This window comes from Nannocystis punicea (assembly GCF_026965555.1).
Lineage (GTDB): Bacteria > Myxococcota_A > Polyangia > Nannocystales > Nannocystaceae > Nannocystis > Nannocystis punicea.
Genome location: NZ_CP114040.1, coordinates 11,488,714 through 11,514,197 on the forward strand (window position 1 = coordinate 11,488,714; position 25,484 = coordinate 11,514,197).

The following is a 25,484-nucleotide window of genomic DNA, read 5'->3' on the forward strand; positions in this document are numbered from 1 at the left end:
GCCTCACCGCTTGGCTGTCCTTCGAGACAGCCGAGTCGCGCGGGTGATTTTTTAAGGTGTCCTGCGGGACAGGCTCACGCCCGCGTCGCGTCGTAGCGCGGGCTGGCCAGCGACCACTCGATGTTGCCGCGCTGCCACTCGAGCAGCCCCTGCAGGTACGTCTGCACCGCGGGGCTCTCGGGATGGGCCGCGGCCGCCTCGCGCACGCAGCCGTCCAGCTCGCGGGCCTCGGCGTTGACCAGCTCGGTCGCCTCGCGCAGGGCCGCCTCGAGCGAGCAGGCGCGCTCGCACATCAGCACGTGGACCAGGTTGTTGGGGTTCTTGTGGCGCAGGACCTCTTTGGGGAACGACACGATGTCGTTGAAGTAGCCGACGGTGCGGCTGGCCGCGCGGCGGGCTCGCAGCACCACCGGGCTGTCGCGCACCGCCGGAGGGACGGCGATCCCGGCAGCCAGCTCGATCAGGTCGAGCGCCGTGAGCACCCCGCTGTCGTGCTCGCGCTGCGTCAGGTACTCGCGCAGCGGCGGCGTGCGCGACGTGCCCCAGTTGCGCACCGCCGGCAGCACGCCGAGCGACATGTGATCGGCGGTCACGCACCACAGGCGATCGAGCCAGGCCCCGCCGGCCAGCTCGAGCGCCCCGCGGCGGAACTCGAGCAGCAGGCGATCGAGCGGTTCGACCTCGCCGGTCGGCCGGCGCGCGCCCGACAGCAGCGCCAGCGCGCTGTCGATCTGCCGCCGCACCCGGCTCTGGTCCTCGCGGCTGCGCAGCTCCTCGTCGTGCATGTCGTCGAAGAAGAACAGCCAGTTGCACCACGTCGCACACAGCACCCCGCGCTCGACCGTGGCCGACGGATAGACGTGGCGCCCGAGCGAGTTGAAGGCGTCGAAGCGGGCCTGGTTGCCGGCGTGGACCAGGCCGAGCTCCTGCGCCAGCGCCAGCGCGCGGGCCTCGATCTCGTCCGCGCGCGGGTTCTCGCGCCGCGGCGCCAGGGTCAGGAAGTCGTCGATCGCAAGACCGGCCGGCTGCGTGCGCACGCCGGCGGCCAGCGGTTCGGGTCGAGAGGTCACAAAGAGAGTGGTCGTCGCGTCCGATACGGGCGAGAGGGTCGTCATGGGGGGTCAGGTCTTGTTGTCCGAGGGTCGCAGGGCCGGCAACCACGCGAGCTATGGCTCGCCGCGCCGGGGGCGGGGTGGCGCGCACCATGAGCGACGCGGGACGCCCGAATGGATCTCGGCCATTTGTCGCCGAATTCGGGGGCCTGTCGCCTGATGCGCGTCAAGCGCAGAGAATTCTCGCAGCCCGCGCTCGTGGCGGCGGATCCGCGTCGACGCCGGCTGCGCGCCGGCGTCCGTGGGATTGCTTCGGTGCATGGTCAATGAACAGAGGACGCGCGGATCGGGGGTCGCGAGCCTGTCACTTGGCCGTCACTGTCGGCTTGCGCTGGCTCATCTGCACGATGCAGTACTTGAGCGCGTCGCGGAGCTTGGCGAACACCGCCACCCGGGCGAGGTCGACGCCGAGGGCGACGATCGTCTGGGCGATGGTCGGATGGATGCCCGTCAGGATGCCCTCGGCGCCGAGCAGGCGGATCGCCTGGATCATGCCGATGAGGTGGCCCGCGGTGCCGGTGTCGACGACCTCGACGCCGGTGAGGTCGAGGATCGCGTAGCGGGCCCGCGTCCTCGACACCGACGTCAGCAGGTTGTCCATGATCTCGGCGGTACGGACGCTGTCGACCAGGCCGACGATCGGCAGCGTCAGCACGCCGTCCCACACCTCGATGATCGGCGTCGAGAGCTCGCGGATCACCTCCTGCTGGCGCTCGATCAGCTCGAGCTTGGTGCGCAGCTCGAGCTCGCTGCGGCGCGCCTCGGTGACGTCGAGCGTGATGCCGACCACCGCCGCGTCGGCGGCGTTCTCCTGCATCGGGATGTACCACGTCTGCCAGTGCATCCCGTGCGTCACGGCCGGCAGCGCCGAGATCGGCTCGCCCTGCAGCGCCCGGCGCACGCCGGTGAGGTCGCCGTCGTCGGCGTAGACGTCGAAGATGTTCTGGCCCACGAAATGGTGCGACGTCATCCCGGCCGTGCGCACGCCCTTGCCGTCCTGGTAGAGGAACGTGCCCTTGCGATCGATCGCCCACAGGGCGATGTCGAGGTACTCCTTGATCGCCTGCAGCATCGACGACTCGAGCACCGAGCGGCGCTCGACCGTGATGCGGGCCGTCGCGTCGTGGCCGTAGAGCGTCGCCCCGCGCGGCGAGCCGTCGGCGTCGCGCTCGACCTGCCACCACGCCTCGAACAGCATCGGCTTGCCGGTCGCGCCGCGCAGCTCCCATACGCGCGATTCTGCGCCGTCGTCGAACAGCGACGTCCATCTGTCCGCTGTCCCGTGCAGCGGCAACAGCTCGTCGAGCCCGCGTCCGAGCGCCGAGCTCTGGGGGGTCTTGAAGGTCTGTTCCGCCCGCCGATTCCAGCTGGACACGCGCAGCGCCGGGTCGACTTCGATGACCACGAGGGGCGCGTCCTGCAGCAAGGTCCGTTCGTCCACGCATCCTTTGTACCGTGTCCGCGGACAGCTGTCCGCATCTGCTCGTGCGGACCTTGCGTGCGTCTTCGCGCGGCCTCCGGGCCGGCGCGAGATCGCCGATCAAGCCTTGCGAGCGGCGCGGAGGCAGTGTTTGAGGGCGTCGCGCAGCTTGGCGTACACGGCGACGTGGGTCAGATCGACGCCGAGCCCGACGATGGTCTGCGCGATCGTCGGGTGGATGCCGGTGAGGATCCCTTCCGCCCCGAGCAGCTTGATCGCGCGGATCATCCGGATCAGGTGGCTCGCGGTGCCGGTGTCGACGACCTCGACGCCGGTGAGGTCGAGGATCGCGAAGCGGGCCCGCGTCTGCGTGACTGCCTCGAGCAGGCTGTCCATGATCTCGGCGGTGCGGGCGGTGTCGATGAGCCCGACGATCGGCATCGTCAGCACGCCGTCCCACACCTCGATGATCGGCGTGGCGAGCACACGGATCACCTCCTGCTGGCGCTCGATCAGCTCGAGCTTGCTGCGCATCTCGTTCTCGACCCGCTTGGCCTCGGTGACGTTGAGCGTGACGCCGATCAGCCGCGGCTCGCCCGGCCCGCCGGCCACCGGGATGTAATACGTGTCGAGGTACATCCCGTGGCTCTCGGCCGCGTACGTGCGCGCCGGCTCGCCCGCCAGCGCCCGCTCGATCAGCGGGTTGTTGCCGACGTCCTTGTACAGCTCGAGCATGCTGAGGCCGACGAACTGGTGCGGCGCGATGCCGGCGTCGACGATCACCTTGCCGTCCTGGTAGAGGAACACCCCGCGCTCGTCGGTCGCCCACAGCGCGACGTCGAGGTTCTCCTTGATCGCCCGCAGCATCGTCGCCTCGAGCGCCGCCCGGGCCTGCGCGGCCACGCGAGCGCCGACGTCGTGGGCGTAGAGGCGCACGCCGGCCGGCAGCGCCTGCGACCAGACCTCGATCGTCCAGCTCGCGTCGGCGCGGCGGACCTCGAGCACCCGCGGCTCCCCGTCGTCCCCGGCGAGCAGCGCGTCCCAGCTCGCGCCGGCGAGCGGCAGCACCTCGGCCAGGCCGCGGCCCACGGCCTCCTCTGCACCTGTCCCGAAGACCAGCTGGGCGCGGCGGTTCCAGGCGGTGACCACGAGCCCGGCGTCGGCCTCGATCACGATCAGGGGGGCGCCCTCCAACTTGCTGGCTTCGCTCACGGACCCCTGTTTATCGCAACGCGAGGCCGACTGTCCGCACCCCCCGTGGCGAAACGCCGACGCGCGGCCGCGCCCTGCTCGTGAGCTGTCTCTTCGACCATGTCGTTCGGCGCCCCCCGCTAAAAGTGCGAAGGCTCCGCCGCTGACCCACCACGCGGCCGGCAGATCCACTAAAACATTCGACATGCCTCGCGTTCGACCGCAGATCGGGCTCGTGATCGCGCTCCTCGGCCCGCCTCAGCCGGCCCACGCCGACGTGCTCTTAAACCCGAAGGGCAAGCGCGCCGTCGAGGTCACGATTGCGATCGAGAACCTCGACGCGCACCCGGAGTACCTGTTCGTGCTGTGGCCCGGCGGCTGCCTGCGCAACGACGAGACCTTCGCCAAGTACACGGTGCTGTCCTCGCAGGAGGACGACGGCCGCAACGACTTCTCCGAGGATGGCTGCGTCGCCCAGCGCCTGTTCGCGTTCCCGCGCGACACCTACTCGGTCACCGACGACGTCCTCGCCGAGAACGGCCGCCGCCAGCTGAGCAACGACCCGCCCAGCGACCCACGCGTGCTGGTGCGGCCGATCAAGGCCGAAGCGCTGTGGTGGGTGCCCTTCGAGGTCGACCTCTACGGCATCGAGGACGTGTACCGCGTCGGCATCGACGCCGGCGCCCTGACGCTCACCCCGACCCGCGTCCGGTTCGACCACGGCAGCGGACGAATCCTCGACCGCGCCTTCAATAAAAAGGGGCAACGCCCGCGGATCCCCCGGCCGGAGGACATCCCGCCGGCCCCGCCGCCCGAACCTGTCGCGGCCGCTCCCGCGGTCGCCGACGGGACGCCCCCGGAGGCGAAGGCCGAACCCGCCCCGATCGCCGCCGAGGCCCCCGCACCGATTGCACCGGCGCCGGCGTCGGCACCGACTCCGCCGCCCCCGGCCGCGAAACCTCGCGAGGAGATCTCGGCCGGCCCGTGGCCGCCGCCGCCGCTGATGTACGGCGGCGCGTGCCTGCTGGTGGCGGTCGCCGCCGGCCTCGCGCTGCGGCGCCGCAAGTAGCCGGCGAGGCTCGACGAGGCGCTCCGAGCGGATGATCCCAAGGACATGTCCCATTCGACATGTCTTTAAAAAACATCCAGGGACGCTCCGCCGCCTCAGCCGAGGCGTTCGACGCGGAAGCGGCACACCGGGTCGCCGCAGGCGATGCACGTCTCCTCGACCGTGTGGAACGTGCCGAACCGCTCGCTCAGCGGGCCGTCGCCGTAGATGAGGGCGAAGATCCCGGCGGCGGCGCCCTTGTGGCCGTTGCAGTGCGGCGTGCTCGTCGCGCCGAGGTACTCGCGGGCGCCGATCGCCTCGTAGCCGTTGACCGACTCGACGATCATCCACTGGCCCGGCTCGAGCCCGGCGATGTGCCACCGACCGAAGCCGAGCGCGTTGCAAAAGGTCATCGCCGCGAACAGCGGATCGTCGGGCCCGCGCAGCATCGGCGCCACCAGGCCGTCCCACTCCGGCGAGCTCATCACCCCGCGATACGTGTTGAGCGCGCAATACTCGGCCTCGGCCGCCAATAGTCGCTCGGCCGTCGGGCCGCGGCCGACCCGCCGCATCTCCGCCAGGAAGCCGATACACACGCGATTGTAAAAATCGGCCGGCATGCACGCGAGGTACACGCCGAAGGCGGGGATCAGGCCGTCGGGGCCGCCCTCGACCGGCATCGCCACCAGCGCGTCGATGATCGCCTGCTCGTCGATCGCCGGCGAGCGCAACCAGTCGCCGCGCTCGCGCGGACGGAACGCCAGCGGCCGCTTGGCGTTGCGCGCGACCGGCTCCGACCGCCCGCGCTCGACCACGAAGCGACACTTCGGCGCGCCCTGGGCCATGCACTCGACCTCGCGCACGTACACCAGCTCGCCCGTGACCGCGTACGCGGCCCCCTGCACGTAGCCCTCGGCGAAGCTGCAGACCATCCGCTCGGGCCGCCCGAGCCCGGCGAACCATCCCTCGACGAAGTGCGACGCCGAGGCCTCGATGACGCCCTCGGCGGCGCGCGACAGGTCGAGGCGGCCGAAGCCGAGGTGCGAATAGAGGCGCTCGGCCACGGCCCAGCGCACCTCGAGGCTGTCCCCGGCGCGCAGCGCCAGGTCGATGTGCTCGGCGAATACACACTCCGCGGCGCCGACGAGCAGGCGCTTGCCGTCGACGAGGTCGGCCGACTCCACGGTCCGCTGCAGCCGCGCGTTGTAGTGATGGCAGTGCAGGAGCACGTCCTTGCCGGCGATCACCCGCCGACCGCTCGGCGCGTCGTAGCGAAGCACCAGCCGCTCCGCGATCGAAGAAGAGATCTCCGAAACCATGGGGCCTCCGCGGCGCATTGTGCCACGTATGACCCATCACCGCCCCCTGTCGACGCGCGCCCACCCTTACCATGACGTCATGGGCCGCTTCATCGTCCTCGTCCACGGCGTCGTCGCCTACATCGTCGTCCTCGCCGTGTTCACCTACTTCGCCGGCTTCGTCGCCGACGTCGGCGTGCCCAGGGCGATCGACGACGGACCCGTGGGCCCGTGGCCGCGCGCGCTGGCGATCGACCTGGCGCTCGTCGCCGGCTTCGCGCTGCAGCACAGCGTGATGGCCAGACCATGGTTCAAGCGCATATGGACAGTGTTCATCCACGAATCCGCCGAGCGCTCGACGTACGTCCTGCTGGCGTCGCTGCAGCTCGCGCTGATGATGTGGGCCTGGCAGCCGCTGCCCTCGCCGATCTGGCAGCTCGGCGACGGCGTCCTCGCGGGCCTCGTGCAATTCGTGGCCGCGCTCGGTTGGGGGCTCGTGTTGGTGTCCACGTTCGCCGTCGATCACTTCCACCTGTTCGGCCTGCGCCAGGCGGTCTGCCACTGGCTCGGTGGCCCGGCGTACGAGCCGGAGTTCCGCGTCCGTGGTCCCTATCGCCTGGTCCGTCACCCGATCATGCTGGGGTTTCTGATCGCCTTCTGGGCCGCGCCGACGATGAGCGTCGGCCACCTCGGCTTCGCGCTGGCGATGACCGCCTACGTCCTCGTCGCGCTCGAGCTCGAGGAGCGCGACCTCCGCGCCCAGCACGGGGCGCACTACCACGGCTACGCGGCCCAGATCCCCCGCCTGAACCCGTTCGCGCGCCGCTGACCCACTTGCGCCGCGCGCACGCGTTGGCCCAAACTCGCCGGCCTGGAGCCTCGCATGCACCTCACCGGCTTGATGATGCACTCACCTCTGCTGATCTCCGGGCTCATCCGCCACGCCGCGCGGGTGCACGCCGACCAGACCATGGTGTCGCGCACCGTCGAGGGCCCGATTCATCGCACCACCTATCGCGCGCTCGAGCGGCGCGCCCGCCAGCTCGCGGAGGCGCTGCAGGCCCTCGGCGTCGGCCCCGGCGACCGCGTCGCCACCCTGGCGTGGAACGGCTTCCGCCACGTCGAGACCTACTTCGCGGTGTCCGGCGTCGGCGCGGTGTGCCACACCCTCAACCCGCGCCTGTTCCCCGAGCAGCTGGTCTACATCCTCAACCACGCCGAGGACGGGGTCCTGCTGACCGACCTGACCTTCGTGCCGCTGGTCGAGAAGCTGGCCCCGCGCTGCCCCAACCTGCGCGCGGTGGTCGTCATGACCGACCGCGAGCACATGCCCCAAACGACATTGCCGAACGTACATGTCTACGAGGACATCCTCGCGGCCCAGCCGGGCGCGCTCGAGTGGCCCGAGTTCGCCGAGGACACCGCCTCGTCGCTGTGCTACACCAGCGGCACCACCGGTGAGCCCAAGGGCGTGCTCTACAGCCACCGGTCGACGGTGCTGCACTCGTTCGGGATCGCCCTGCCCGACGTGTTCCGGCTCGGCGAGCGCGAGACGGTGCTGCCGGTGGTGCCGATGTTCCACGTCAACGCCTGGGGCCTGCCGTACGCGGCCGCGCTGACCGGCACGCGCCTGGTCCTGCCCGGCCCGCGGCTCGACGGCGAGAGCCTCTATTCGCTGTTCGAGGACGAGGGCGTGACCATGAGCGCCGGCGTGCCGACAGTGTGGATGGGCCTGCTCGCGCACATGAAGCAGCAGGGCAAGCGCTTCAGCGCCTTGAAGCGCGTCGTCATCGGCGGGTCGGCGGCGCCGGAGGCGATGATCCGCAGCTTCCAGGACGACTACGGCGTCGAGGTCCTGCACGCCTGGGGCATGACCGAGACCAGCCCGCTGGGGACCGCCTGCGGCCTGAGCCCGGCGATCCGCACCTGGCCCAAGGACCAGCAGATCGCGGTGCAGCGCAAGCAGGGCCGGCAGGTGTTCGGGGTCGAGCTGCGGATCGTCGGCGACGACGGCACGCCGCTGGTGCACGACGGCGCGGCCGCGGGCGACCTGCAGATCCGCGGCCCCTGGGTGTGCAGCGCCTATTACAAGGCAGAGTCGACCGCGCATCACGACGGCTGGTTCAGCACCGGAGACGTCGCCACCATCGATCCGGCCGGCTACATGCAGATCACCGACCGCTCGAAGGACGTCATCAAGTCCGGCGGCGAGTGGATCTCCTCGATCGCGCTCGAGAACCTCGCGGTCGGCGTGCCGGGCGTCGCCGAGGCGGCGGTGATCGGCGTGGCCCACCCGCGCTGGGCCGAGCGGCCGCTGCTCGTCCTGGTCAAGCAGCCCGGGGCCGAGGTCGATCCCGAGATCGTGCTCGCGCACATCGCCGAGAGCGTGCCCCGGTGGTGGTTGCCGGACGCCGTCGAATTCGTCGACGCCCTGCCGCACACCGCCACCGGCAAGATCTCCAAGCTGCAATTGCGCGAGCGGTTCAAGGACTACAGGCTCGCCGAAGACTGCGCGCAGCGCTGACGCCTCGATCGGGCGTCGCGCGGGCCGGGCCGCGCCGTGACGGGGGCATCAGCCCGAGTACCCCCCTCGGGCGGCGCGTCGGGGCCCGCGCGACGCACGGTCGCGGGGCGCTCACGCGCGGGCCCGGGCCAGCCGCAGCGCGGCGTGCTCGCCGGCGACCGGGCGCGCGTTCGGGTTCAGCACCGGGGCGAAGCTGTCGCGGTAGGCCCACGCGAGGTACGCCTCGAGGCCGACGATGAACGCCAGCAGGCCGTAACCGCCTGGCGCGAGGGCCAGGTGGAAGGCGACGATGTGGACGATCACCGGCGCGAGGAGGACCAGCGCGAACGGCACCAGGCGGCCCGACAGCAGCAGCGCGCCGGCGAACACCTCCGTGCCCTTGATCAGCGGGAACATGTAACCGCTGGCGGCCAGCGCCCCGAGGAACTCACCGGCGCGGGCCGGCACCGGCGGGGTCGGCATGAAGTTCAGGAAGCCGTTGAGCCCGAACACCAGGAAAGTGAGGCCGAGGAGGACGCGCGCGATGGTGGGAAGCAAGCGGGACATGCGGCGAGCTTAGGGCTTGCGGCGGGGCCGACCAGGTGGGATAGTCACAACTCATCGTTGCTCCCATGACAACAATCGATCCTGTCAAGGTGGCCGCCTTCGTGCGCGTGGTCGAGGCGGAGAGCTTCACCGCCGCCGCCCAGCAGCTGGGCCTGCCCAAGTCGTCGGTCAGCCGCAGCGTCGCGCGCCTCGAGGAGGACCTCGGGGTGCGGCTCTTACAGCGTACCACGCGACGCCTGAACCTCACGGACGCCGGCAGCGCCTTCTATCAAAAGGCGCGCGGGGCCCTGTCGGCGCTCGAGGAGGCCGCGCTGACCGCCGCCGACCTCGGGCACGAGCCGCGCGGCACCGTGCGCATCACCGCGCCGGTCGACCTCGGCGAGTTCCTGGCCGAGCCGCTGACGCGGTTCGTGCGCGAGCACCCGCAGATCCAGATCGACCTGGTGCTGACTGCGCGGCTGGTCGACATGGTGCGCGAGGGCTTCGACCTGGCCCTTCGGGCATCTCGCCTCAAAGACTCGAGCCTGATCGCGCGCAAGCTCGGCAGCTTCGCCGACGGCCTGTACGCCGCGCCGTCGTACCTCAAGCGCCACGGCCCGCCGGCGACCCTGGCCGAGCTGGTCCACCACGAGTGCGTGCTGTTCCGCGCCCGCGGCGGCCGCAGCACCTGGACCCTGCGCGGGCCCAAGGGCGAGGAGCAGGTCGAGGTCGCCGGGGCGATCAACGTCGACGACCTGTCCTTCGTCGTCTTCGCCGCCGAGGCCGGGGCCGGCATCGCCTACCTGCCCCACATGCTCGCGGCCCGCTCGGTGGCCGCCAAGCGCCTCGTGCGAGTCCTGCCCGACCACTGCTGGACCCACGCCGACCTCTCGCTGGTCCTGCCCACCGGCCGCCACGTCCCGACCCGCGTGGCCCTGCTGCGCGACTTCCTCGCCGAGTCGCTCAAGACGACCTTCGGCGCGCACCGCAACATGAAGTCGGCGTGACGCAGCGACTGCGATGATTGGCGGGTGATCGCCGCGCGCAATTCGACCGCGCGGAATCGACGGACTCGCAGAATCGCCCGGGGCGGCCTCGCGCCCCGGCGGGCGCCCGGCCGTGTTATCGTGGCTGCATGGTATCGGTCGGGTATGGGTGGGGTCGGCGGCTCGTCGCGGTCGCGCGATTGTCTTGTGTCTCCGTATGCATCGTCGCCACGGCGCTCGAGCCGCTGGCCGTCGCCGCGCCCGCGCGCCCGAACATGGCGGCGGTCGACGCCGGTATGCGCCGCGGGCAGGACGAATACAACCGCGGCGAGTACAGCGCGGCCGCGCACGCGTGGATCGACGCCGCCGAGCTGATGCCGGAGACCCCGGAGCACCGGGACAACCGGGCGGCGATCTACGAATACGCGGCCGACGCGTTCGTGAAGGCGATCGAGGCCCGCGGCGAGGCGGTCGTCGCCGCCGAACTGGTCACCGTATTGAGCGCGCTCGACAAATACGCAGAGGCACACGCGACGGCATATCCCGGGCAGAGCTTGCCGTCCACCGTGGTCAAGGCGCAGGTGTACGTCCGCGGCAAGCTGGCCGCGCTCGACAAGGCCCGGCGGCCGGCGCCCGAGTCGCCGCAGCCGCTCCCGGAGCCGGAGCGCTCGAAGCCAGCCCCGCCCGCGCCGAGCAAGCCGTGGAAGGGCCTGGCGATCGGCGGCGGCGTGGCCCTCGGGGCCGGCGTGACGATGGCGGTGCTCTTCGGCGCCAGCCTGGTGCAGATGAACCGCTACGAGGACGGGTTCAACCACCCGAACCACGCCTGCGACCCGAACGCGCTGGAGGGCATCTGCGCCGATTATCATCGCCGCGCGACCAACCTCGATCGCGCCGCCACCATCGGCATCATCTCCGCGCCGGTGTTCCTGGCTGCCGGCGCGACGCTGCTGGCGCTCGGCCTGCGGCGAAAGTCCAAGCCGGCCCGCTACGGCATCGCTCCCACGTTCAGCCCGCGCTCCGCGGGCGCGGTGCTGCGATTCGCGTTCTAGGCTGCGGTAGGAGGATCGACATGCGACGCTGGTGGATGGGATTCGGGGTCCTTCTCTCGGGCTGCTTCTTCGACGCGATCGGCCACCCGGGCGCGGCCACGGACACGACGTCGACCGAGACGTCGACCACGGCCCCCGAGCCGATCATGACCACAGGGCCGACCACGAGCGGCGGCCCCGGCGACTTGTGCGGCAACTATCAAATAGACGACGGCGAGGAGTGCGACCAGGGCCCGAACGGCAACGGCGTGTGCACGCCGATCTGCACCTACAACGTCTGCGGAGATGGCTACGTCGGCGCGGGGGAAGATTGCGACGGCGACGTCGCGGGTTGCGTCGACTGCCAGCTCGTCTCGTGCGGCAACGGGGTGCTCGATCCGGACGAGGAGTGCGACGACGGCAACCTCGACGACACCGACGCCTGCCTCGGCACCTGCAAGAACGCGACCTGCGGCGACAGCTTCGTGCAGAACGGGGTCGAGGCTTGCGACGACGGCAACGACCTCGACACCGATGCCTGCGTCACCGGCTGCAAGCCGGCCGCCTGCGGCGACGGCCTGAAGTGGGAGGGCACCGAGTTCTGCGACGACGGCAACCTGGTCGACGACGACGACTGCCCCAACAGCTGCGGCCCGCCCGGCTGCGGCGACGGCGTCGTCTCGCCCGGCGAGGAGTGCGACGACGGCAACCTGGTCAGCGACGACGGCTGCACCAACGCCTGCAAGAACCCGGTGTGCGGCGACAGCATCGTCCAGGCCGGCGAGGAGTGCGACAACGGCGTGACCCAGAACGCCGACAACGCCGCCTGTACGCTCGCGTGCGAGAACAACGTGTGCGGCGACGGCAAGGTCAACATGGGCGTCGAGCAGTGCGACGACGGCAACGACGTCGAGTCCGACGACTGCCTCGCCGACTGCAAGCTGGCCACCTGCGGCGACGGCATCCTCCACCTCGGCGAGGAGGACTGCGACCACGGCACCCACAACGACAACAACGACAGCAAGGGCGTGTGCAACGACGACTGCAGCCGCAGCGCCTACCTCGTGTTCGTCAGCTCGAAGCTCTACATCCCCGGCAACTCCGACTTCGGCTCAATCGAAGACGCTGACGCCCGCTGCGGCGAGCTCGCCGCCAGCGACCTGGGCTGGCTCAAGATCCAGGGCGGCAACTGGAAGGCCTGGCTCGGCGATGGCAACGTCGGCCCTGGCAACAACTTCCACAAGAGCTCGATCCCCTACTACACCCTCAAGGACACCACCACCCACGAGATCGCGGACAGCTGGACCGACCTGACCGATCAGGACATCATCACTGGCATCGACATCACCGACACCAACCAGGAGCTCCTCGGCGGCCAGGACTGCAGCGGCTCCCACGTGGTCTGGACCGGCATCGACGGCAACAACTCGTTCGCCGGCCACTGCGATCAGTGGACCTCCGCAGACATGGGCGCGATCGGCCGCGCCGGCAGCGTCAAGCGCGACGACGGCGGCTGGACCGACGCCTGCGACGTCACCTGCGACAAGTCCGCGCGCATCTACTGCTTCGAGCAGCCCTGATGCCGCGGACTCATTCCCGCGAGCCGCTCATCTCGCGGATGCAGTGCCCGAGCGCCTCGCGCAGCGACGCGCGCACCGTGAGCGCCCCGGTCTCGACTCCCAGGGTCACGATCGTCCGGGCGATGTTGGGATGAATCCCCGTGATCACGCCCTCGGCGCCGAGCAGGCGGATCGCGCGGACCAGGCCCACGAGGTGGCCCGCGGTGCCGGTGTCGACCTCCTCGACCCCGGTGACGTCGAGGATGGCGAAGCGAGCGCGGGTCCTGGCGACCGCTTGCAGCAGGTTGTCCATCAGCTCCGTCGCGCGGCCCCTGTCAATCATGCCGATGATGGGCACGGTCAGCACCCGGTCCCACACCTCGACGATCGGCGTCGACAGCTCGCGGATCACCTGCTGTTGTTGCTCGATCTGCAGCAGCTTCTCGCGCAGCGCCCTCTCGCCCTCGCGCTGCTCCGTCACGTTGAGCGACAGCGCCACGATCAGCTCGCTCGAGCCGTCCTCGCCGCGCACGGGGATCATCCAATTTTCAAAACACGCCCCGTGCACCTCGGTCGCGGTGTGCTGCAGCGTCCCCGCCAGGGCGCCGTCGAGCGGCTCCCGGCCGAGGCTTTTATAGAGCTCGCGGATGTTCTGGCCGACCAGCGCGTGCTGGGGCATGCCGATGCTCTCCAGCCCCTTGCCCCGGTGGTATGTACATATCCCGTCGTGCTGCATCGTCCACACGATGATGTTCATGTTCTCGATGATCGCCCGCAGCATCGCGCCCTCGAGGCGGAGCGTCGTGTCGCGGGCGACCCGGTCGCTGATATCCCGGGCGTAGCACGCGATCGACGTCACCGCGCCGGCGGCGTCGTGCTCGATCTGGCGCGTCCATTCGCAGGTCACCTGCGCCCCGTCTTTGCGGGTGTGCGTGGCCGTGCGGGGGCCGCCCTCGGCGAGGCCGGCCCAGAACCCGTCGGCGGCCGGGAGCAGCTGCTCGATCGCGGCCCCGAGCGCCTCGGCGGCCGGCACCGCGAACACACGGGCGGCCGCCTCGTTCCACACGGTGATTCGCCGCTGCGCGTCGAGCTCGACGGCGATGAACGGCGCATTACGCAGGAGTCGGGCCTCCCGCGCATCGGCTGCGGGACCGGAGGGATTCACCATTTCACGAGTCAAACACAGCCACGCGCCAGCTGTCCACGCGAAACCGCGTGCGAACGGCGTCTGGGCGGCCCGCACGTGCAGGCGCGCGCGCTGCGGAGCAATCATACGACTTCGAATGCGTGCACCCGTGCGCCTGCGCCCACGCCTATGTACAATCCCCCATCTCCCGCCACCTTGCGCTGAAAATGCAGCGAGCGCGCGGCCCTGGGGCCGCGCGCTCGCAACATCGCCGAAGTCGGCGTCGCCTCGCTACTCGGTCGGGCGCTTGGTGGGCTGGGCGTCGGCGTCGAGGACGACCACGCCGCCGGCGCCGAACAGCTTCTCGGTGGCGATCGCGTCGAGGTCGCCGAGGACCTTGTTGGCGTCGCCGACGACGAGGACGACGAAGTCCTTGGCGCGCAGGTGCTTCTCGGCGGCCTTGCGGACGGCGGCGATGTCGACCGCGCGCAGGCGCTTCTGATAGCCGTCGTACCAGTCGAGCGGCAGGCCGTAGAACTTGAGCTGGCGGAACGCCATCAAGGTCGAGGTCGGCGTGTCGAATTCGGCGGGCAGGGCGAGGAGGGCGCCTTCCTGCACGCGGAACAGCTCGTCGGGCTTGGCGTCGGAGGTGCGCATGGTCGCGATTTCCTTCGCGATCTCGCGCAGCGACGGGCCGGTCGCGTCGGTGCGGACCTGGCTGCTGGCGGCGAAGGTGCTGCCGGCGCGGCGGTAGCCGAAGCCGGCGCGGCCGCCGTAGGTGTAGCCCTTGTCCTCGCGCAGGTTCATGTTGATCCGGCTGGAGAACGAGCCGCCGAGGATCTCCGCCATCAGGTCGGTCGCCTCGTAGTCGGCCGCATTGCGCTTGGGCCCCGCGTGGCCGACGTACACCGACGACTGCGGCGCGTCCTTGACGTGGACGAAGAACACCGAGCCGAGCCGCGGCTTGGCGGCCGCGACGTTCGCCTTGGCCGGCGCCTTGCCCTTCCACTCGGGCACGCGCGACGCCAGCTCTTGCTTGATCTCGTCCTGGGTGACCTGGCCGACCACCCACAGGCGAGCGCCGCCGGGCTTCAGCTTGCCGACCACCTTGGTGCAGTCCTTGAGCTGGATGGCGTCGATCGTCTTCTCGGTCTCGATCCGGCCGTACGGGTGGTCGGCGCCCCACAGGAGCGGCGAGATCACGCGGCCGGCGATCGAGCTCGGGTTGCCCTTGGCCTGCGCGATCGAGGCCTTGCGGCGGTCCTTGAGGCGCTCGAAGTCGGCCTCGCGCATGCCCGGCTCGCGCAGCATCTCGGCCAGCAGGTCGAGCGCGGCCGGCAGCTCGCGCTTGAGCGCGCGGACCGTCAGGTTCGAGGTGTCGGAGCCGGCGCCGGCGCCGACGAGGACCGCGTGGTCGGCCTGCTTCTCCTCCCACGCGACCTTGTCGAGGCGGGCGGTGCCCTCGTCGAGCAGGTCGAGGCAGAGCGAGTGGAGGCCGACCTGGTTCTTGGGGTCGCTGACGCTGCCGAAGTCGAACTCGAAGTTCATGAACACCGTCGGCAGCTTGTCGTTGCGGACGAGGTAGACCTCGAGGCCGTTGTCGAGCTTGAACGTCTCGACCTGCGGCAGCTTGAGCTCGGCGACCTGGGGGGGCGTCGGGCGGGTGGCGCGGAACGGCTCGTCGGGCCAGTCGGCGGGCGGCGGCGGGGCCTCCGTCTGGGTCGGCGCGGTCGCGACCGGCGCGGGCTGCTCGGCGGGCGGCTGGGTGGCGGGCTGCGGTTTGCACGCGGCGACTGCGGCCGACAGTGCGAGGAGGCTCAGCGTAATCGTGGTCTTCATGTCAGCCCTCCTTCGCGGCGGCGGCGGCGTCCGCCGGCTTGTCCGTGGCTGCGGGCTTCTTCGGCTTCGGCGCCGGCTTGGCCCCCGCGTCTCCCGCGGCGTCCGCGGGCGGCTTCTTCTTGGCAGAAGCGGCGGCGTCCGCCGAGCTGGCCTCGGGGGCAGGTTTCTTCGCACCTGTCCCATCGGGCTTGGCCGAAGCGCCAGGTCCCTTGGGACCTGTCCCTTCGGGCGGACCCGGCGGCGGCGCGGCCGGCTTGGTGAGGATCTCGGCGTGCGGCTTGACCAGCCACTGGTTGGCCACTTCGCGCACGCGCTGCGGCGTGACCGCGCGCAGGCGCTGCAGGTAGGTGTTGGCGTAGCCGGGGTCGCGGGCGTAGTGGTTGAAGTACTGCAGCCGCTCGACGCGGCCCATCACGTCCTCGAGGCCCCACACGAACGACGACTCGGTGCCGACGACGACGCGCTTGAGCTCGGCGTCGCTGACCGGCTCACGGAGGATCCGCTCGAGCTCGCGGCGGATCGTCAGCTCGGCCTTGACCGGGTCCTGGCCGGGCTTGAGGTCGACGATCACGTGGAACGTGCCCGAGTGGCCGGCGCCGCCCTGGTAGGCCGACACCGACTGGGCGCTCTTGTCCTCGAGCACCAGCGCCTTGTACAGGCGGCCCCAGCCGGGCGAGCCGAGCACGTCGGCCAGCACCTCGAGCTCGATGTCGCCGCCGCCGAGGCGGGGCGGGCTGTGCCACGCGTAGTGGATGCGGTAGAGGCGGGCGAACGGGTCGTCGAGCTCGCGGCGGACCGTCTGCGTCAGCGCCGGCGCGCCGATCTGCTGGTGGGCCGGCTGCGGCAGGGTCGGGAAGCTGCCGAACCACTTCTGCACCAGCGCCTTGGCCTGCTCCGGCTCGAAGTCGCCGGCGATCGTCAGGGTCGCGTTGCTCGGCACGTACCACTTGCGGAAGAAGCCCTGCACGTCGGCGACGCTGGCGGCCTCGAGGTCCTCGTGGCGGCCGATCGTCAGATAGCGGTACGGGTGGCCTTCGGGGTACAGCGCCTCGGCGACGGCGAAGCGCTCGCGGCCGTAGGGCACGTTGTCGTAGCGCTGGCGCCGCTCGTTGCGGACCACGTCGCGCTGGTTGGCGAGGCTCTTCTCGTCGAGCAGGTCGAGCATGTAGCCCATGCGATCCGACTCGAGCCACAGCGCCGTCTCGAGCTGGTGGCTGGGCACCACCTCGAAGTAATTGGTGCGATCCGAATTGGTGGTACCGTTGATTCCGGTGCCGCCGATCTCCTGCAGGATCTTGAAGTGCACGTCGTTGCCGATGTGCTTGGCGCCCTGGAACATCATGTGTTCGAACAGGTGGGCAAAGCCGCTCTTGCCGGGCGTCTCGTCGCCGCTGCCGACGTGGTACCAGAAATTGGTGACCACCAGCGGCGCGGCCGAGTCGCGGTGCAAGATCACCTCGAGGCCGTTGGGCAGGACGTAGCGTTCGTAGGGGATGTCGACCCCTGGCGAGTCCGCAGCGGGCTTCGCGGGCGCCGCCTGGACGGGAGCCGCCGCGCCCAGAAGCAGCGCGAGGGGCAAGAGCAGGTGCCGTGTGGCCATTGTTTCTCCTCGGATAGCTTTTCGCGCATCGCTCGTCCGTCCGCAAGAGCAAACGCGGCTCACGGGCGCCGCGGCCGCGGCGACTTCCCTCCCGTCCGGACTGCGAAACCGGGGTCGCAGCGGCGCCCGGAGACGGCCCGAGGTCGCCGTCGAGATCGCGGCCGGAACGGGCGCCTCACCATTCGTACGTTGTTACGGCCGCGTGTCGGACTCGGGCCGCGGGTCCGTGCGTATGGTCGGTCGCCCATGCGCCGTCGTTCCCTGCTCGCCGCCGCCTGCACTGCCCTCCTTCCCGTCCGCGTGCATGCGCGACCGCCCGAGGTCGACGTCGCGGCCAGCAACGCCGAGCTGCTCGCGCGCCTTCGCGCTCCCGGCGCCCCGCTGCGGGCATGGCAGTGGATCGTCGTGCATCACACCGCCGCCGAGTGGGCCACGCTCGCGGGCATCGACCGCTACCACCGCAAGCGCTTCGGCGACCCGCTCGGGGCCGAGTACCACTTCGTGATCAACAACGGCAAGAAGCGCCCGGCCGGGCTCGTGGAGGCCGCGCGCTGGCGGTATCAGGAGCCGGCGGCGCACCTGTTCAAGCCCGAGAACGCCCCGGCCTCGATCGCAGTGTGCCTGATCGGCAACTTCGAGGAGCGGCCGCTGCCCGCGCCGATGCTCGACGCCCTCGTCGACCTCACGGCCGCCCTCATGCGCGAGTGCTCGATCGCCGCCGAGCGCGTCAGCACCCACCGCGTCGTCGACGACAAGCTGACCCAGTGCCCGGGCAAGCACTTCCCGCGGGCCGAGTACCTGCGGCGGATCGGCGCAGAGACATGACCCTTAGGACATGTCATGGGCGCCGCGAGATCGCCGCGTGTTATAGTCCCGCGCCATGCTCGAGTCGCTCCGTACCGCCCTCGTCCGCGCCAAGGGCCGCGCCGCCATTCGCATGACCGGCGGGGCGCGGCGGCCCGGGGAGCCGCCGATCGTCCGCCCACGCCTGCCCTTCCTCGGCCACGCGCTCGCGATGGGGCGCGACCTGACCGCCCTCCTGCGCGAGTGTCAGCGCGAGCACGGCGATGTCTTCACCTTGCTGGTGGCGGGTCGGCGGATGCACTTCGTCTGCGACCCGCACAGCTATCCGCACGTGCTCAAGGCCCAGGACAACCTGACCTTCCACGAGATCGGCCAGGAGATCGGCACGCGCGCGTTCGGCTATTTCGAGCCGCCGCCGGGCCCCGACTACGACGAGCTCGAGCGCTATTACCACGACCACCTCAAGAACGCCGCGCTCGGCCCGCTGACCTCGCGCATGGAGGAGCGGCTGCGGGTCGCGTTCGACCGCTTCGCCGGCGACGACTGGCAGGACGAGGGGCTGTTCGACTTCAGCGCCCGGGTGATCTTCGCCGCCGGCATGGAGACCCTGTACGGCGAGGGCATCGCCGACGCCGCCGCGCTCCGCGACTTCCAGCGCACCGATCGATGGTTCCCGCTGCTGGCGGCCGGCGTCCCCGCGGGGGCGTTCCCCGGCCTGCTGCGGGCGCGGGAGCGGCTGCTCGCGCGCGTCGACCGGATGCGCCCCGACGCCAGCGCCTTCATCCGCGCGCGCGACCTCCTGCTGGCGAGGATGACCACGCCGCGCAATCGCCAGCACCTGCAGGTCGGGATCTTGTGGGCCTCGCAGGCCAACACCTTGCCGGCGGCCTTCTGGTCGCTGGCGCACCTGCTGTGCGACCCACACGGCCGGGCCGCGGTGGTCGCCGAGGTCGAGGAGCGCGGCTTCGCCGACCTCAAGCGCCTGCCGAAGCTGTTCAGCAGCATCTGCGAGTCGCTGCGGCTGTGCAGCGAGTCGCTGACGATCCGCCTGGTCGGCCGCGACTGCGAGCTCGGCCTGGCCGACGGCCGCAGCATCGCCCTGCGAGCCGGCGACCGGGTCGCCCTGTGCCCCCAGCTGATGCACCGCGACCCGGAGATCTTCGCCGACCCCGAGCGCTTCCGCTTCGACCGCTTCCTGTCCGAGGGCGGCGGCCCGCGGCAATTCAGCAAACGCGGCCAGCGCCTGCCGATCCCGCTGATGCCCTACGGCGGCGGCGTCAGCATGTGCCCCGGGCGCTTCCTCGCCAACAACGAGGTCATGCAATTCGCCGGCCTCGCCCTCACGCGCCTCGAGATCGAGCTGTCGGAGCCGAGCCTGCCGCCCCTCGACAAGACCCGCGCCGGCCTCGGCGTGCTCTCGCCGACGCGCGACATCCGCTGCCGGATCCGCCGCCGCCCCGCGCGCACGGCCGTGAATGCTGCGAGCTGACCCTTCGGACATTCCATTAAAAAAGAGGATATGCCCGTTCGAGCATGTCCTCTCCGCCATCTCGTGAGATCGACTCACGAGGCCGGCGCGCCCGCGACGGCCGACGGCGGGGGCGTCGCCTCGACGCGAGCGACCTGGGCGCAGTTGAGCTCGCAGGTGGCCTGGTCGGTGGCGCGGACGCCCTTGTCCACGTGGCAGAGCTTGACGCAGGCGTCGAGCTGCGTGAGCACCTCGGTCGACGGAGCGGCCGCCGACTGCGCCGCGGTCGTCTTGCAGGACTCGGCGCAGGCCTCGCGGTCGTGGCTGCCGCCGCAGCGGCCGAGACAGCCGGTGACCTGGGCGATCGCGTCGTCGTCGGCGGCCTGGACCGCGCCGCGGGCCTCGGCGCCGTAGGCCGTCTCACAGTTGAGCCGGCAGGTCGTGCGGTCGGTCGGCGTGTTCACGCCGTCGCACGAGCCCAGGCAGTCCGACAGGCTGAAGAACGCGCTGGGGTCGCTGGCCTTCGCGACCGCGGCGGCGGTCTTCGGCGCGACCACCACGGGCGCGGCGGCGGAGCGGTCCTTGACCGCCGCGACGGCGGCGATCTCCTTCTTGAGGAATTGCTGTTGATCGCAGCCGACGACGAGCGCGAGGACGATGAGGATCTTGTTCGCGTGATGCATGACGTCCGTTCCTTTGAAGCCGTCCATCGACGGGGCTGATCAAACCCTGTGCGAGGCGGCCGGCGTCGACCCGCAGCCCCCGCGCAGCCCCACGCCGGCGATGAATCGCGCACGGCGAAATGATCACACCAGGGCGCCGCGCAAATTGCGCATTGACAATTGTCCCACCCTCCCACGAATCACAGCAGATCGTCCCTCCCCCCGGGAACGGCCGAGCCCGCCCGCGACGGCGCCGGACCCTGTCTCACAGCACATGCCCTGTTCGCCATGTCGACAATGCCGGCAGACATTGCGCCGAGCCGCTCGCCGCCGGGCTGAGCCGCAGACGCGGACCTGGCCCGGGCCCGGCGCGCGGTTCCAGCCGCGGCCGAACATGAATGGATCGACACGTCGACCGGGGACTGCACCCATTCGCGCGGCTCGGCACACGTGGACCTGCGGTCCGGCTTGACGGGCCGCGAGGCCGCCGGAAAGATGTCCACCATGGTGAGATCGAGCGTCTGGGGCCTGGCGGTTCTGTGGGTCGCGGCGTGCAGCGGCGGCGAGGCGCTCGACACCGGGAGCAACCCGTTCACGACCATGCCGCCGGCCGCGTCGATGGCGACCACGGTCGAGAACACCAGCACCGGCGCGCCGACGACGGGCACCCCGACGACCTCGACCAGCGACGGCGGCAGCGACAGCGAGGCCGGCACCACCACCGACGGCGCCACCGACTCGACCACCGGCATGGCCACCGCCACCGCCACTGCGACCGCGACGATGGGCACCACCGGCGAGCCCGACCCGGTGTGCGGCAACGGCATCATCGAGACCGGCGAGGCCTGCGACGACGGCAACCAGATCGACACCGACGCCTGTCGCAACAGCTGCGTCGCCGCGGCCTGCGGCGACGGCGTGGTGCAGATGGGCGCCGAGGCCTGCGACGACGGCAACCAGGTCGACGACGACGCCTGCAGCAACGCGTGCAAGGCGGGCGCCTGCGGCGACGGCGTGGTGCAGATGGGCGAGGCCTGTGACGACGGCAACATCGTCAACGAAGACGCCTGCCTCAACACCTGCGCGGTCGCCAAGTGCGGCGACAGCGTCGTCCAGGCCGGCATCGAGGTGTGCGACGGCGGCGGCGAGACCCCGCAGTGCAACGGCGACTGCACCGCGGCCGCCTGCGGCGACGGCAAGGTCAACGCCGCCGCCGGCGAGCAGTGCGACGCCGCCGGCCAGACCGCCCAGTGCGACGACGACTGCACCACCGCCGCCTGCGGCGACGGCAAGATCAACCCCGCCGCCGGCGAGGACTGCGACGACGGCAACGCCAACAACAACGACGGCTGCTCGTCGGTGTGCAAGATCGAGGTGTTCGCCCAGAAGTGCCAGCAGGGCAACGACCCCGGCACCGGCTCACCGTGGGTGGTGTGCGACGCCAACGCCAACTGGGCCTGGGTCTCCGCCAACAACCAGGGCAGCTTCCACCACGAGCTGATCTGCCAGAACCTCGGCTACAGCGGGGTCGGCCAGATCGGCGGCACCTGCGGCGACGTGTGCGGCTACTGCCAGGGCGGCTCCAGCTGTCAGGCCAACGGCCAGCAGACCTTCGACGGCGGCGGCGCCTGCGGCAGCGACGGCCTCGGGCCGCTGCTGTGCGTCACGGTCCACTGGACGTGCGTGAAGTAGACGGCGAACCTGTCTTTGCGGACATCTGACTGCGGAGGTCGAGGAGCGCGGTGCGCAGGCCCTCCTCGATCACCGGGTGGTAGAACGGCAGGCGCAGCGCCTCCTCGACCGTCAGGCCGCTCTGGATCGCCCACGCCAACAGGTGCGCCAGGTGCTCGCCGGCGGGCGCCACCAGCTCGGCGCCGAGCAGCGCGCCGGTGGCCGGCGAGCCGTACACGCGCAGCAGGCCGTGGTTCTTGGCCATCACCCGCGCGCGGCCCTGGTCGCCGAAGTCGACCTGGCCGATCGAGCAGGTCGCCAGGTCGAGCGAGTCGTAGCGGCGGCCGACGAACGCCACCTGCGGGTCGGTGAACACGATCGCCAGCGGCGTGCGGCGCTCCCCCGGCAGCACCGCGGGGAACGCCGCCGCGTTGCGCCCGGCGATCTGGCCGTCGTCGATCGCCTCGTGCAGCAGCGGCCGCAGGCCCGACGCGTCGCCGGCGAGGAACACCGGCGCCTCCCCGCACTGCAGCGTCGCCGCGTCGAACTCGCGCGGCCGGCCCTTGTCGTCGAGCTCGACCCCCGCGCGCTCCAACTCGAGCCCCTGCAGCCGCGGCGCGCGGCCGGTCGCCGTCAGCACCATGGGCCATGTCCCTTCGGACACCTCGCCGTCCTCGCCGCGGAAGCGGACCCACACCCCGTCGGCCCGCGCCTCGGCCGCCTCGAGCGTCGACCGCGTGTGCAGCGTCAGCTCGCGCGCCAGCGCCGACTTGGCCGAGGCGAGCACCGCGGGGTCGCGGATCCCCGCGACCTTGGCGTCGGCGCACAGCACCGTCACGCGCGCGCCGAGGCGGGCCATCGCCTGCCCGAGCTCGACCCCGATCGGCCCCGCGCCGACCACCAGCAGGCGCTCGGGGATCGCCTCGAGCTCGAACACCCGGTCGGAGTCGATCACCCGCGGCGACTCGAGCCGCGCCAGCAGCGGCGGCGATCGCACCGCCGAGCCGACCGCCACCACCACCGCCTTGCGCGCCCTCACCCGCAGCGCGTCGCCGACCGCGAGCAGGTTGGGCTCGACGAAGCGAGCTCGACCGTCGAGCAAGAGCCCGCGCTCGCCGAGCGTGCGCGCCTCGGCCAGCAGGAAGCCGACGAAGCGGTCGCGCTCGCGGCGGACGCGGCCCATCACCTCGCCGGGGACCACCCGCGGCTCGCCCGCGTGCACGCCGAAGTGCCTGGCCTCGCGGACCGCGTGCGCCGCCTCCGCGGCGGCGATCAGCAGCTTCGAGGGCATGCAACCGACCCGCGCGCAGGTGGTCCCGAGCGGCCCCGAGTCGATCGCCACCGCGTGCGCCCCGGCCTTCTCGGCCGCCCGCCTGGCGTTGAGCCCCGCCGTCCCCGCGCCGATCACCGCGACATCGACCGTCTGCTCGCGCATGCCGGAACTATAGCCAAATCCGGCCGGGTGGCGCGTCCGTGCGGATCCGCGCTTCCCGTCAGCCCGGGTGCGCCCCGCGGCCGCCCGCGCGCCTGACCTTTTGGACCTGCGTCTTCGGACCTGTCTCTTGCAGCAGGTCACTCAACGGACACAGGCCGAGCGCCGCCAGGTCGGCCGCGGCCGCGTCGGCCCAGCCGCTGTTGGCGATCGGCGACGCCGGGCTGGGGTGGAGGATCTTGCCGATCTTGGCCCGCGCGCCGACGACCTTCTGCGCCCGCTTCTCGGCCCACGCGCCGATGCCGATGACCCACGTCGGCTCGAGCAGCTCGACCAGGCGCAGCAGGTGGCGGTCGCACGCGGCCTCGAGCGGCGCGCGCTGCTCGGCGGGCAGCTTGTCGGGCGTGAAATTCTTGCCGCCGGCCTCGATGAAGGTGAGCGGGCAGTAGTTGGCGACGTAGTGGCGGTTGAAGAACCGCTCGGCGGTGCCCCAGCGCTGGGGCACTGCGCCCCACAGGCGCGAGCCGCTGACCTCCGCGCGCGTGCACGCGAACCCCTGCACCGGCCGCTCCGGGTGCTCGCGGCCCGGTCGCGACACCGGCGCCTCGATCTTCAGGAAGTCGCGCACCGCCTTGACCTCGCCGAACGGCACCCCCGTCTGCGTCATCCCGAACGGCCCCGGGTTCATGCCGAGGAACACCACGTCCTTGCGCGCTCGCCCGTAGGCGGCGATGTACGCGGCGTGAGGCGCCCACGCGTAGTCGAGCGGGTGATACACGTGCGTGATGGGCTCGGAGAACGAGAGGCTGCGCACCTCGTCCGCGAGACGTCTGGCTGCGGCCTGCAGCTCGGCGGCGATCGTCGTCATCATGACATCGCCCGCCATACGCCGAAACGCAGGCTCGCAGCAAGGCCCGAGCAATCGCCGTTTTTGTATGCCCGCTCGCAAGACTTTCACTGCCGCGATCCTCGCGCGGAGGTCGACGCGACCGAAGTAATTGCTTGCTACGCGTGATGGTCGCCGGCGGCGGCTCCGCGGCGCTGCACCGCCGTGAATTCGCGGTCGTGAATCGCCGCGGCCGCTATTGCGATCGTGGGACCGCGCGGAGGATCTCCGCCAGCGCCGCCGACAGGTCGCGGGTCGCCGACAGCGCCGCCGACTCGAGCCCGAGCGTCACCATCGCCCCGGCCGCCGCAGGTTGCAGGCCGCAGACGATGCAGCGGGCGCCGAGCAGGCGGGTCGCGCGGGCCAGCGCGACCACGTGCGCGGCGGTGCGATCGTCGCCGATGGTCACGCCCGTGACGTCGAGGATCACGAAGCGGGCGCGAGCGGCTGCCACCTCCTCGAGCGTGCGCGAGGTGATCGCCGCGGCCCGCTCCTCGTCGACGGCGCCGACCAGCGGCAGGGCCAGCACGCCCGGCCACACGCGCAGGATGGGCGTCGACAATTGGGCCACCAGGTCGCGCAGGCGGACGATCAGCCCGAGGTTCTCCTGCTCGCTGCGGCGCAGCTTCTCGTTGCCGAGCTCGAGCGCGCGGGCGCGTTCGGCCTCGGCCGCGCGGGCCTGCTCGAGCTCGGCGGTGAGGCGGTCGAGCTCGTCGTTCTTCTGGCGGATGAACCGAATTGCTGGCACCGCCGCCGACCAGGACCACCCCCGGGTTGCGGTCGAGCATTCCGATCAGCAGCTCTTCCTTCTTGTAGCGAAAGCCGTCGTCGATCACGAGGCCGACGCAGCGCTCGGTGTCGACGTCTTCCGGCGCCACGCCCGGCTCGGCGCAGGCCTGGGCCATCGCCGCCGCTCCAGCCTCGACCGGCGCCTCGCTCAGGTTCTTGCCGAGCCCGAGGCCGATCTCGAAGTCCCCCGACAGGCCGGCGAGCACCACGCTGCCGGTGTGGAGGCCGTCGTGATCGATCTCTCCGCCCGTCGTCGCCCCGATCAGCCGCGTCGTCGCCGGCAGCCGGGCTCGCACCGCGTCATTGAGGGCGCGCTGGTCTCGATCGCTCGACGCGAACATCACCGCCAGTCGGGGCGGCGCCCCGAGCCCGCGGATCAGCTCGTCGGCGGCGGTCTGCGGGTCCGCCGCGTGGCTCCGCGCGGTCGCCATCACGATCGATGCCATGAACACCTCCGCGGTGATAAGAACACAGAGTCGCAGGTTATGTGCTTTCGTTGCGGATCAAAGCACC

21 protein-coding genes and 1 pseudogene are annotated in these 25,484 nt (G+C 71.2%); 9 read left to right on the top strand and 13 right to left on the bottom strand.

Going from position 1 to position 25,484, the window contains the following annotated elements; all coding sequences use genetic code 11:
* Nucleotides 1-74: 74 nt before the first annotated feature.
* From O0S08_RS44070 to O0S08_RS44080, 3 genes are all read right to left on the bottom strand, one after another.
* The gene (locus O0S08_RS44070) at nucleotides 75-1,070 is read right to left on the bottom strand and encodes a terpene synthase family protein (RefSeq protein WP_269035516.1); all 996 of its coding nucleotides are present in this window, start codon (nucleotides 1,068-1,070) and stop codon (nucleotides 75-77) included.
* 346 nt (nucleotides 1,071-1,416) lie between these two features.
* Nucleotides 1,417-2,553, bottom strand: coding sequence for an STAS domain-containing protein (locus O0S08_RS44075; protein WP_269035517.1), 1,137 nt, complete (start codon nucleotides 2,551-2,553; stop codon nucleotides 1,417-1,419).
* Between the two features lie 99 nt (nucleotides 2,554-2,652).
* On the bottom strand, nucleotides 2,653-3,744 hold the full coding sequence (locus tag O0S08_RS44080) for an STAS domain-containing protein (RefSeq protein WP_269035518.1): 1,092 nt from the start codon (nucleotides 3,742-3,744) through the stop codon (nucleotides 2,653-2,655).
* A gap of 184 nt (nucleotides 3,745-3,928) precedes the next feature.
* On the opposite strand from O0S08_RS44080, the gene O0S08_RS44085 reads away from it, so the two are divergent.
* Nucleotides 3,929-4,792, top strand: a complete 864-nt coding sequence (locus O0S08_RS44085; protein WP_269035519.1) for a hypothetical protein — start codon at nucleotides 3,929-3,931, stop codon at nucleotides 4,790-4,792.
* Nucleotides 4,793-4,887: 95 nt separating this feature from the next.
* Here the strand turns inward: O0S08_RS44085 and O0S08_RS44090 are convergent, their stop codons facing one another.
* Complete coding sequence (locus tag O0S08_RS44090; RefSeq protein WP_269035520.1) at nucleotides 4,888-6,090, bottom strand: V4R domain-containing protein; 1,203 nt, start codon at nucleotides 6,088-6,090, stop codon at nucleotides 4,888-4,890.
* A gap of 79 nt (nucleotides 6,091-6,169) precedes the next feature.
* Between O0S08_RS44090 and mddA the strand changes: the two genes are divergently transcribed.
* Together mddA and O0S08_RS44100 are read left to right on the top strand one after the other, a co-directional pair.
* Entirely contained in the window at nucleotides 6,170-6,898 is a 729-nt protein-coding gene (gene mddA / locus O0S08_RS44095) for a methanethiol S-methyltransferase (protein ID WP_269035521.1), read from the top strand.
* 54 nt (nucleotides 6,899-6,952) lie between these two features.
* Entirely contained in the window at nucleotides 6,953-8,593 is a 1,641-nt protein-coding gene (locus O0S08_RS44100) for a 3-(methylthio)propionyl-CoA ligase (protein ID WP_269035522.1), read from the top strand.
* A 111-nt stretch (nucleotides 8,594-8,704) separates the two neighbouring features.
* Here the strand turns inward: O0S08_RS44100 and O0S08_RS44105 are convergent, their stop codons facing one another.
* Complete coding sequence (locus O0S08_RS44105) at nucleotides 8,705-9,139, bottom strand: DoxX family protein (RefSeq protein ID WP_269035523.1); 435 nt, start codon at nucleotides 9,137-9,139, stop codon at nucleotides 8,705-8,707.
* Nucleotides 9,140-9,204: 65 nt separating this feature from the next.
* Here O0S08_RS44105 and O0S08_RS44110 point away from each other — a divergent pair, with 65 nt between their 5' ends.
* The 3 genes from O0S08_RS44110 to O0S08_RS44120 all read left to right on the top strand — a co-directional run bounded on the left by O0S08_RS44110 (nucleotide 9,205) and on the right by O0S08_RS44120 (nucleotide 12,715).
* On the top strand, nucleotides 9,205-10,125 hold the full coding sequence (locus tag O0S08_RS44110) for a LysR family transcriptional regulator (RefSeq protein ID WP_269035524.1): 921 nt from the start codon (nucleotides 9,205-9,207) through the stop codon (nucleotides 10,123-10,125).
* Nucleotides 10,126-10,253: 128 nt separating this feature from the next.
* On the top strand, nucleotides 10,254-11,156 hold the full coding sequence (locus O0S08_RS44115) for a hypothetical protein (protein WP_269035525.1): 903 nt from the start codon (nucleotides 10,254-10,256) through the stop codon (nucleotides 11,154-11,156).
* Between the two features lie 248 nt (nucleotides 11,157-11,404).
* Entirely contained in the window at nucleotides 11,405-12,715 is a 1,311-nt protein-coding gene (locus O0S08_RS44120) for a DUF4215 domain-containing protein (RefSeq protein ID WP_269035526.1), read from the top strand.
* Between the two features lie 10 nt (nucleotides 12,716-12,725).
* Here O0S08_RS44120 and O0S08_RS44125 read toward each other — a convergent pair whose 3' ends face one another.
* From O0S08_RS44125 to O0S08_RS44135, 3 genes are all read right to left on the bottom strand, one after another.
* Nucleotides 12,726-13,862, bottom strand: a complete 1,137-nt coding sequence (locus O0S08_RS44125) for an STAS domain-containing protein (protein ID WP_269035527.1) — start codon at nucleotides 13,860-13,862, stop codon at nucleotides 12,726-12,728.
* Nucleotides 13,863-14,111: 249 nt separating this feature from the next.
* Complete coding sequence (locus O0S08_RS44130) at nucleotides 14,112-15,659, bottom strand: M16 family metallopeptidase (protein WP_269035528.1); 1,548 nt, start codon at nucleotides 15,657-15,659, stop codon at nucleotides 14,112-14,114.
* A 1-nt stretch (nucleotide 15,660) separates the two neighbouring features.
* Nucleotides 15,661-17,259, bottom strand: coding sequence for a M16 family metallopeptidase (locus O0S08_RS44135; RefSeq protein ID WP_269035529.1), 1,599 nt, complete (start codon nucleotides 17,257-17,259; stop codon nucleotides 15,661-15,663).
* Between the two features lie 246 nt (nucleotides 17,260-17,505).
* Here O0S08_RS44135 and O0S08_RS44140 point away from each other — a divergent pair, with 246 nt between their 5' ends.
* Together O0S08_RS44140 and O0S08_RS44145 are read left to right on the top strand one after the other, a co-directional pair.
* The gene (locus O0S08_RS44140; protein ID WP_269035530.1) at nucleotides 17,506-18,084 is read left to right on the top strand and encodes a peptidoglycan recognition protein family protein; all 579 of its coding nucleotides are present in this window, start codon (nucleotides 17,506-17,508) and stop codon (nucleotides 18,082-18,084) included.
* 55 nt (nucleotides 18,085-18,139) lie between these two features.
* On the top strand, nucleotides 18,140-19,552 hold the full coding sequence (locus O0S08_RS44145; RefSeq protein ID WP_269035531.1) for a cytochrome P450: 1,413 nt from the start codon (nucleotides 18,140-18,142) through the stop codon (nucleotides 19,550-19,552).
* A gap of 74 nt (nucleotides 19,553-19,626) precedes the next feature.
* Here the strand turns inward: O0S08_RS44145 and O0S08_RS44150 are convergent, their stop codons facing one another.
* Nucleotides 19,627-20,214, bottom strand: a complete 588-nt coding sequence (locus O0S08_RS44150; RefSeq protein ID WP_269035532.1) for a hypothetical protein — start codon at nucleotides 20,212-20,214, stop codon at nucleotides 19,627-19,629.
* A gap of 483 nt (nucleotides 20,215-20,697) precedes the next feature.
* On the opposite strand from O0S08_RS44150, the gene O0S08_RS44155 reads away from it, so the two are divergent.
* On the top strand, nucleotides 20,698-21,885 hold the full coding sequence (locus O0S08_RS44155; protein WP_269035533.1) for a DUF4215 domain-containing protein: 1,188 nt from the start codon (nucleotides 20,698-20,700) through the stop codon (nucleotides 21,883-21,885).
* Here the strand turns inward: O0S08_RS44155 and O0S08_RS44160 are convergent.
* The 4 genes and pseudogenes from O0S08_RS44160 to O0S08_RS51475 all read right to left on the bottom strand — a co-directional run.
* Nucleotides 21,857-23,299, bottom strand: a complete 1,443-nt coding sequence (locus O0S08_RS44160; protein ID WP_269035534.1) for a dihydrolipoyl dehydrogenase — start codon at nucleotides 23,297-23,299, stop codon at nucleotides 21,857-21,859. The two genes, O0S08_RS44155 and O0S08_RS44160, sit on opposite strands and share 29 nt — an antisense overlap.
* A gap of 58 nt (nucleotides 23,300-23,357) precedes the next feature.
* On the bottom strand, nucleotides 23,358-24,167 hold the full coding sequence (locus O0S08_RS44165; protein WP_269035535.1) for a uracil-DNA glycosylase family protein: 810 nt from the start codon (nucleotides 24,165-24,167) through the stop codon (nucleotides 23,358-23,360).
* A 211-nt stretch (nucleotides 24,168-24,378) separates the two neighbouring features.
* Nucleotides 24,379-24,930: an STAS domain-containing protein gene (locus O0S08_RS44170; RefSeq protein ID WP_269041967.1), complete on the bottom strand. Its 552-nt coding sequence runs from the start codon at nucleotides 24,928-24,930 to the stop codon at nucleotides 24,379-24,381.
* Between the two features lie 46 nt (nucleotides 24,931-24,976).
* Nucleotides 24,977-25,417, bottom strand: a pseudogene (locus O0S08_RS51475) (FIST N-terminal domain-containing protein); the annotation flags it as partial.
* Between the last annotated feature and the right edge of the window lie 67 nt (nucleotides 25,418-25,484).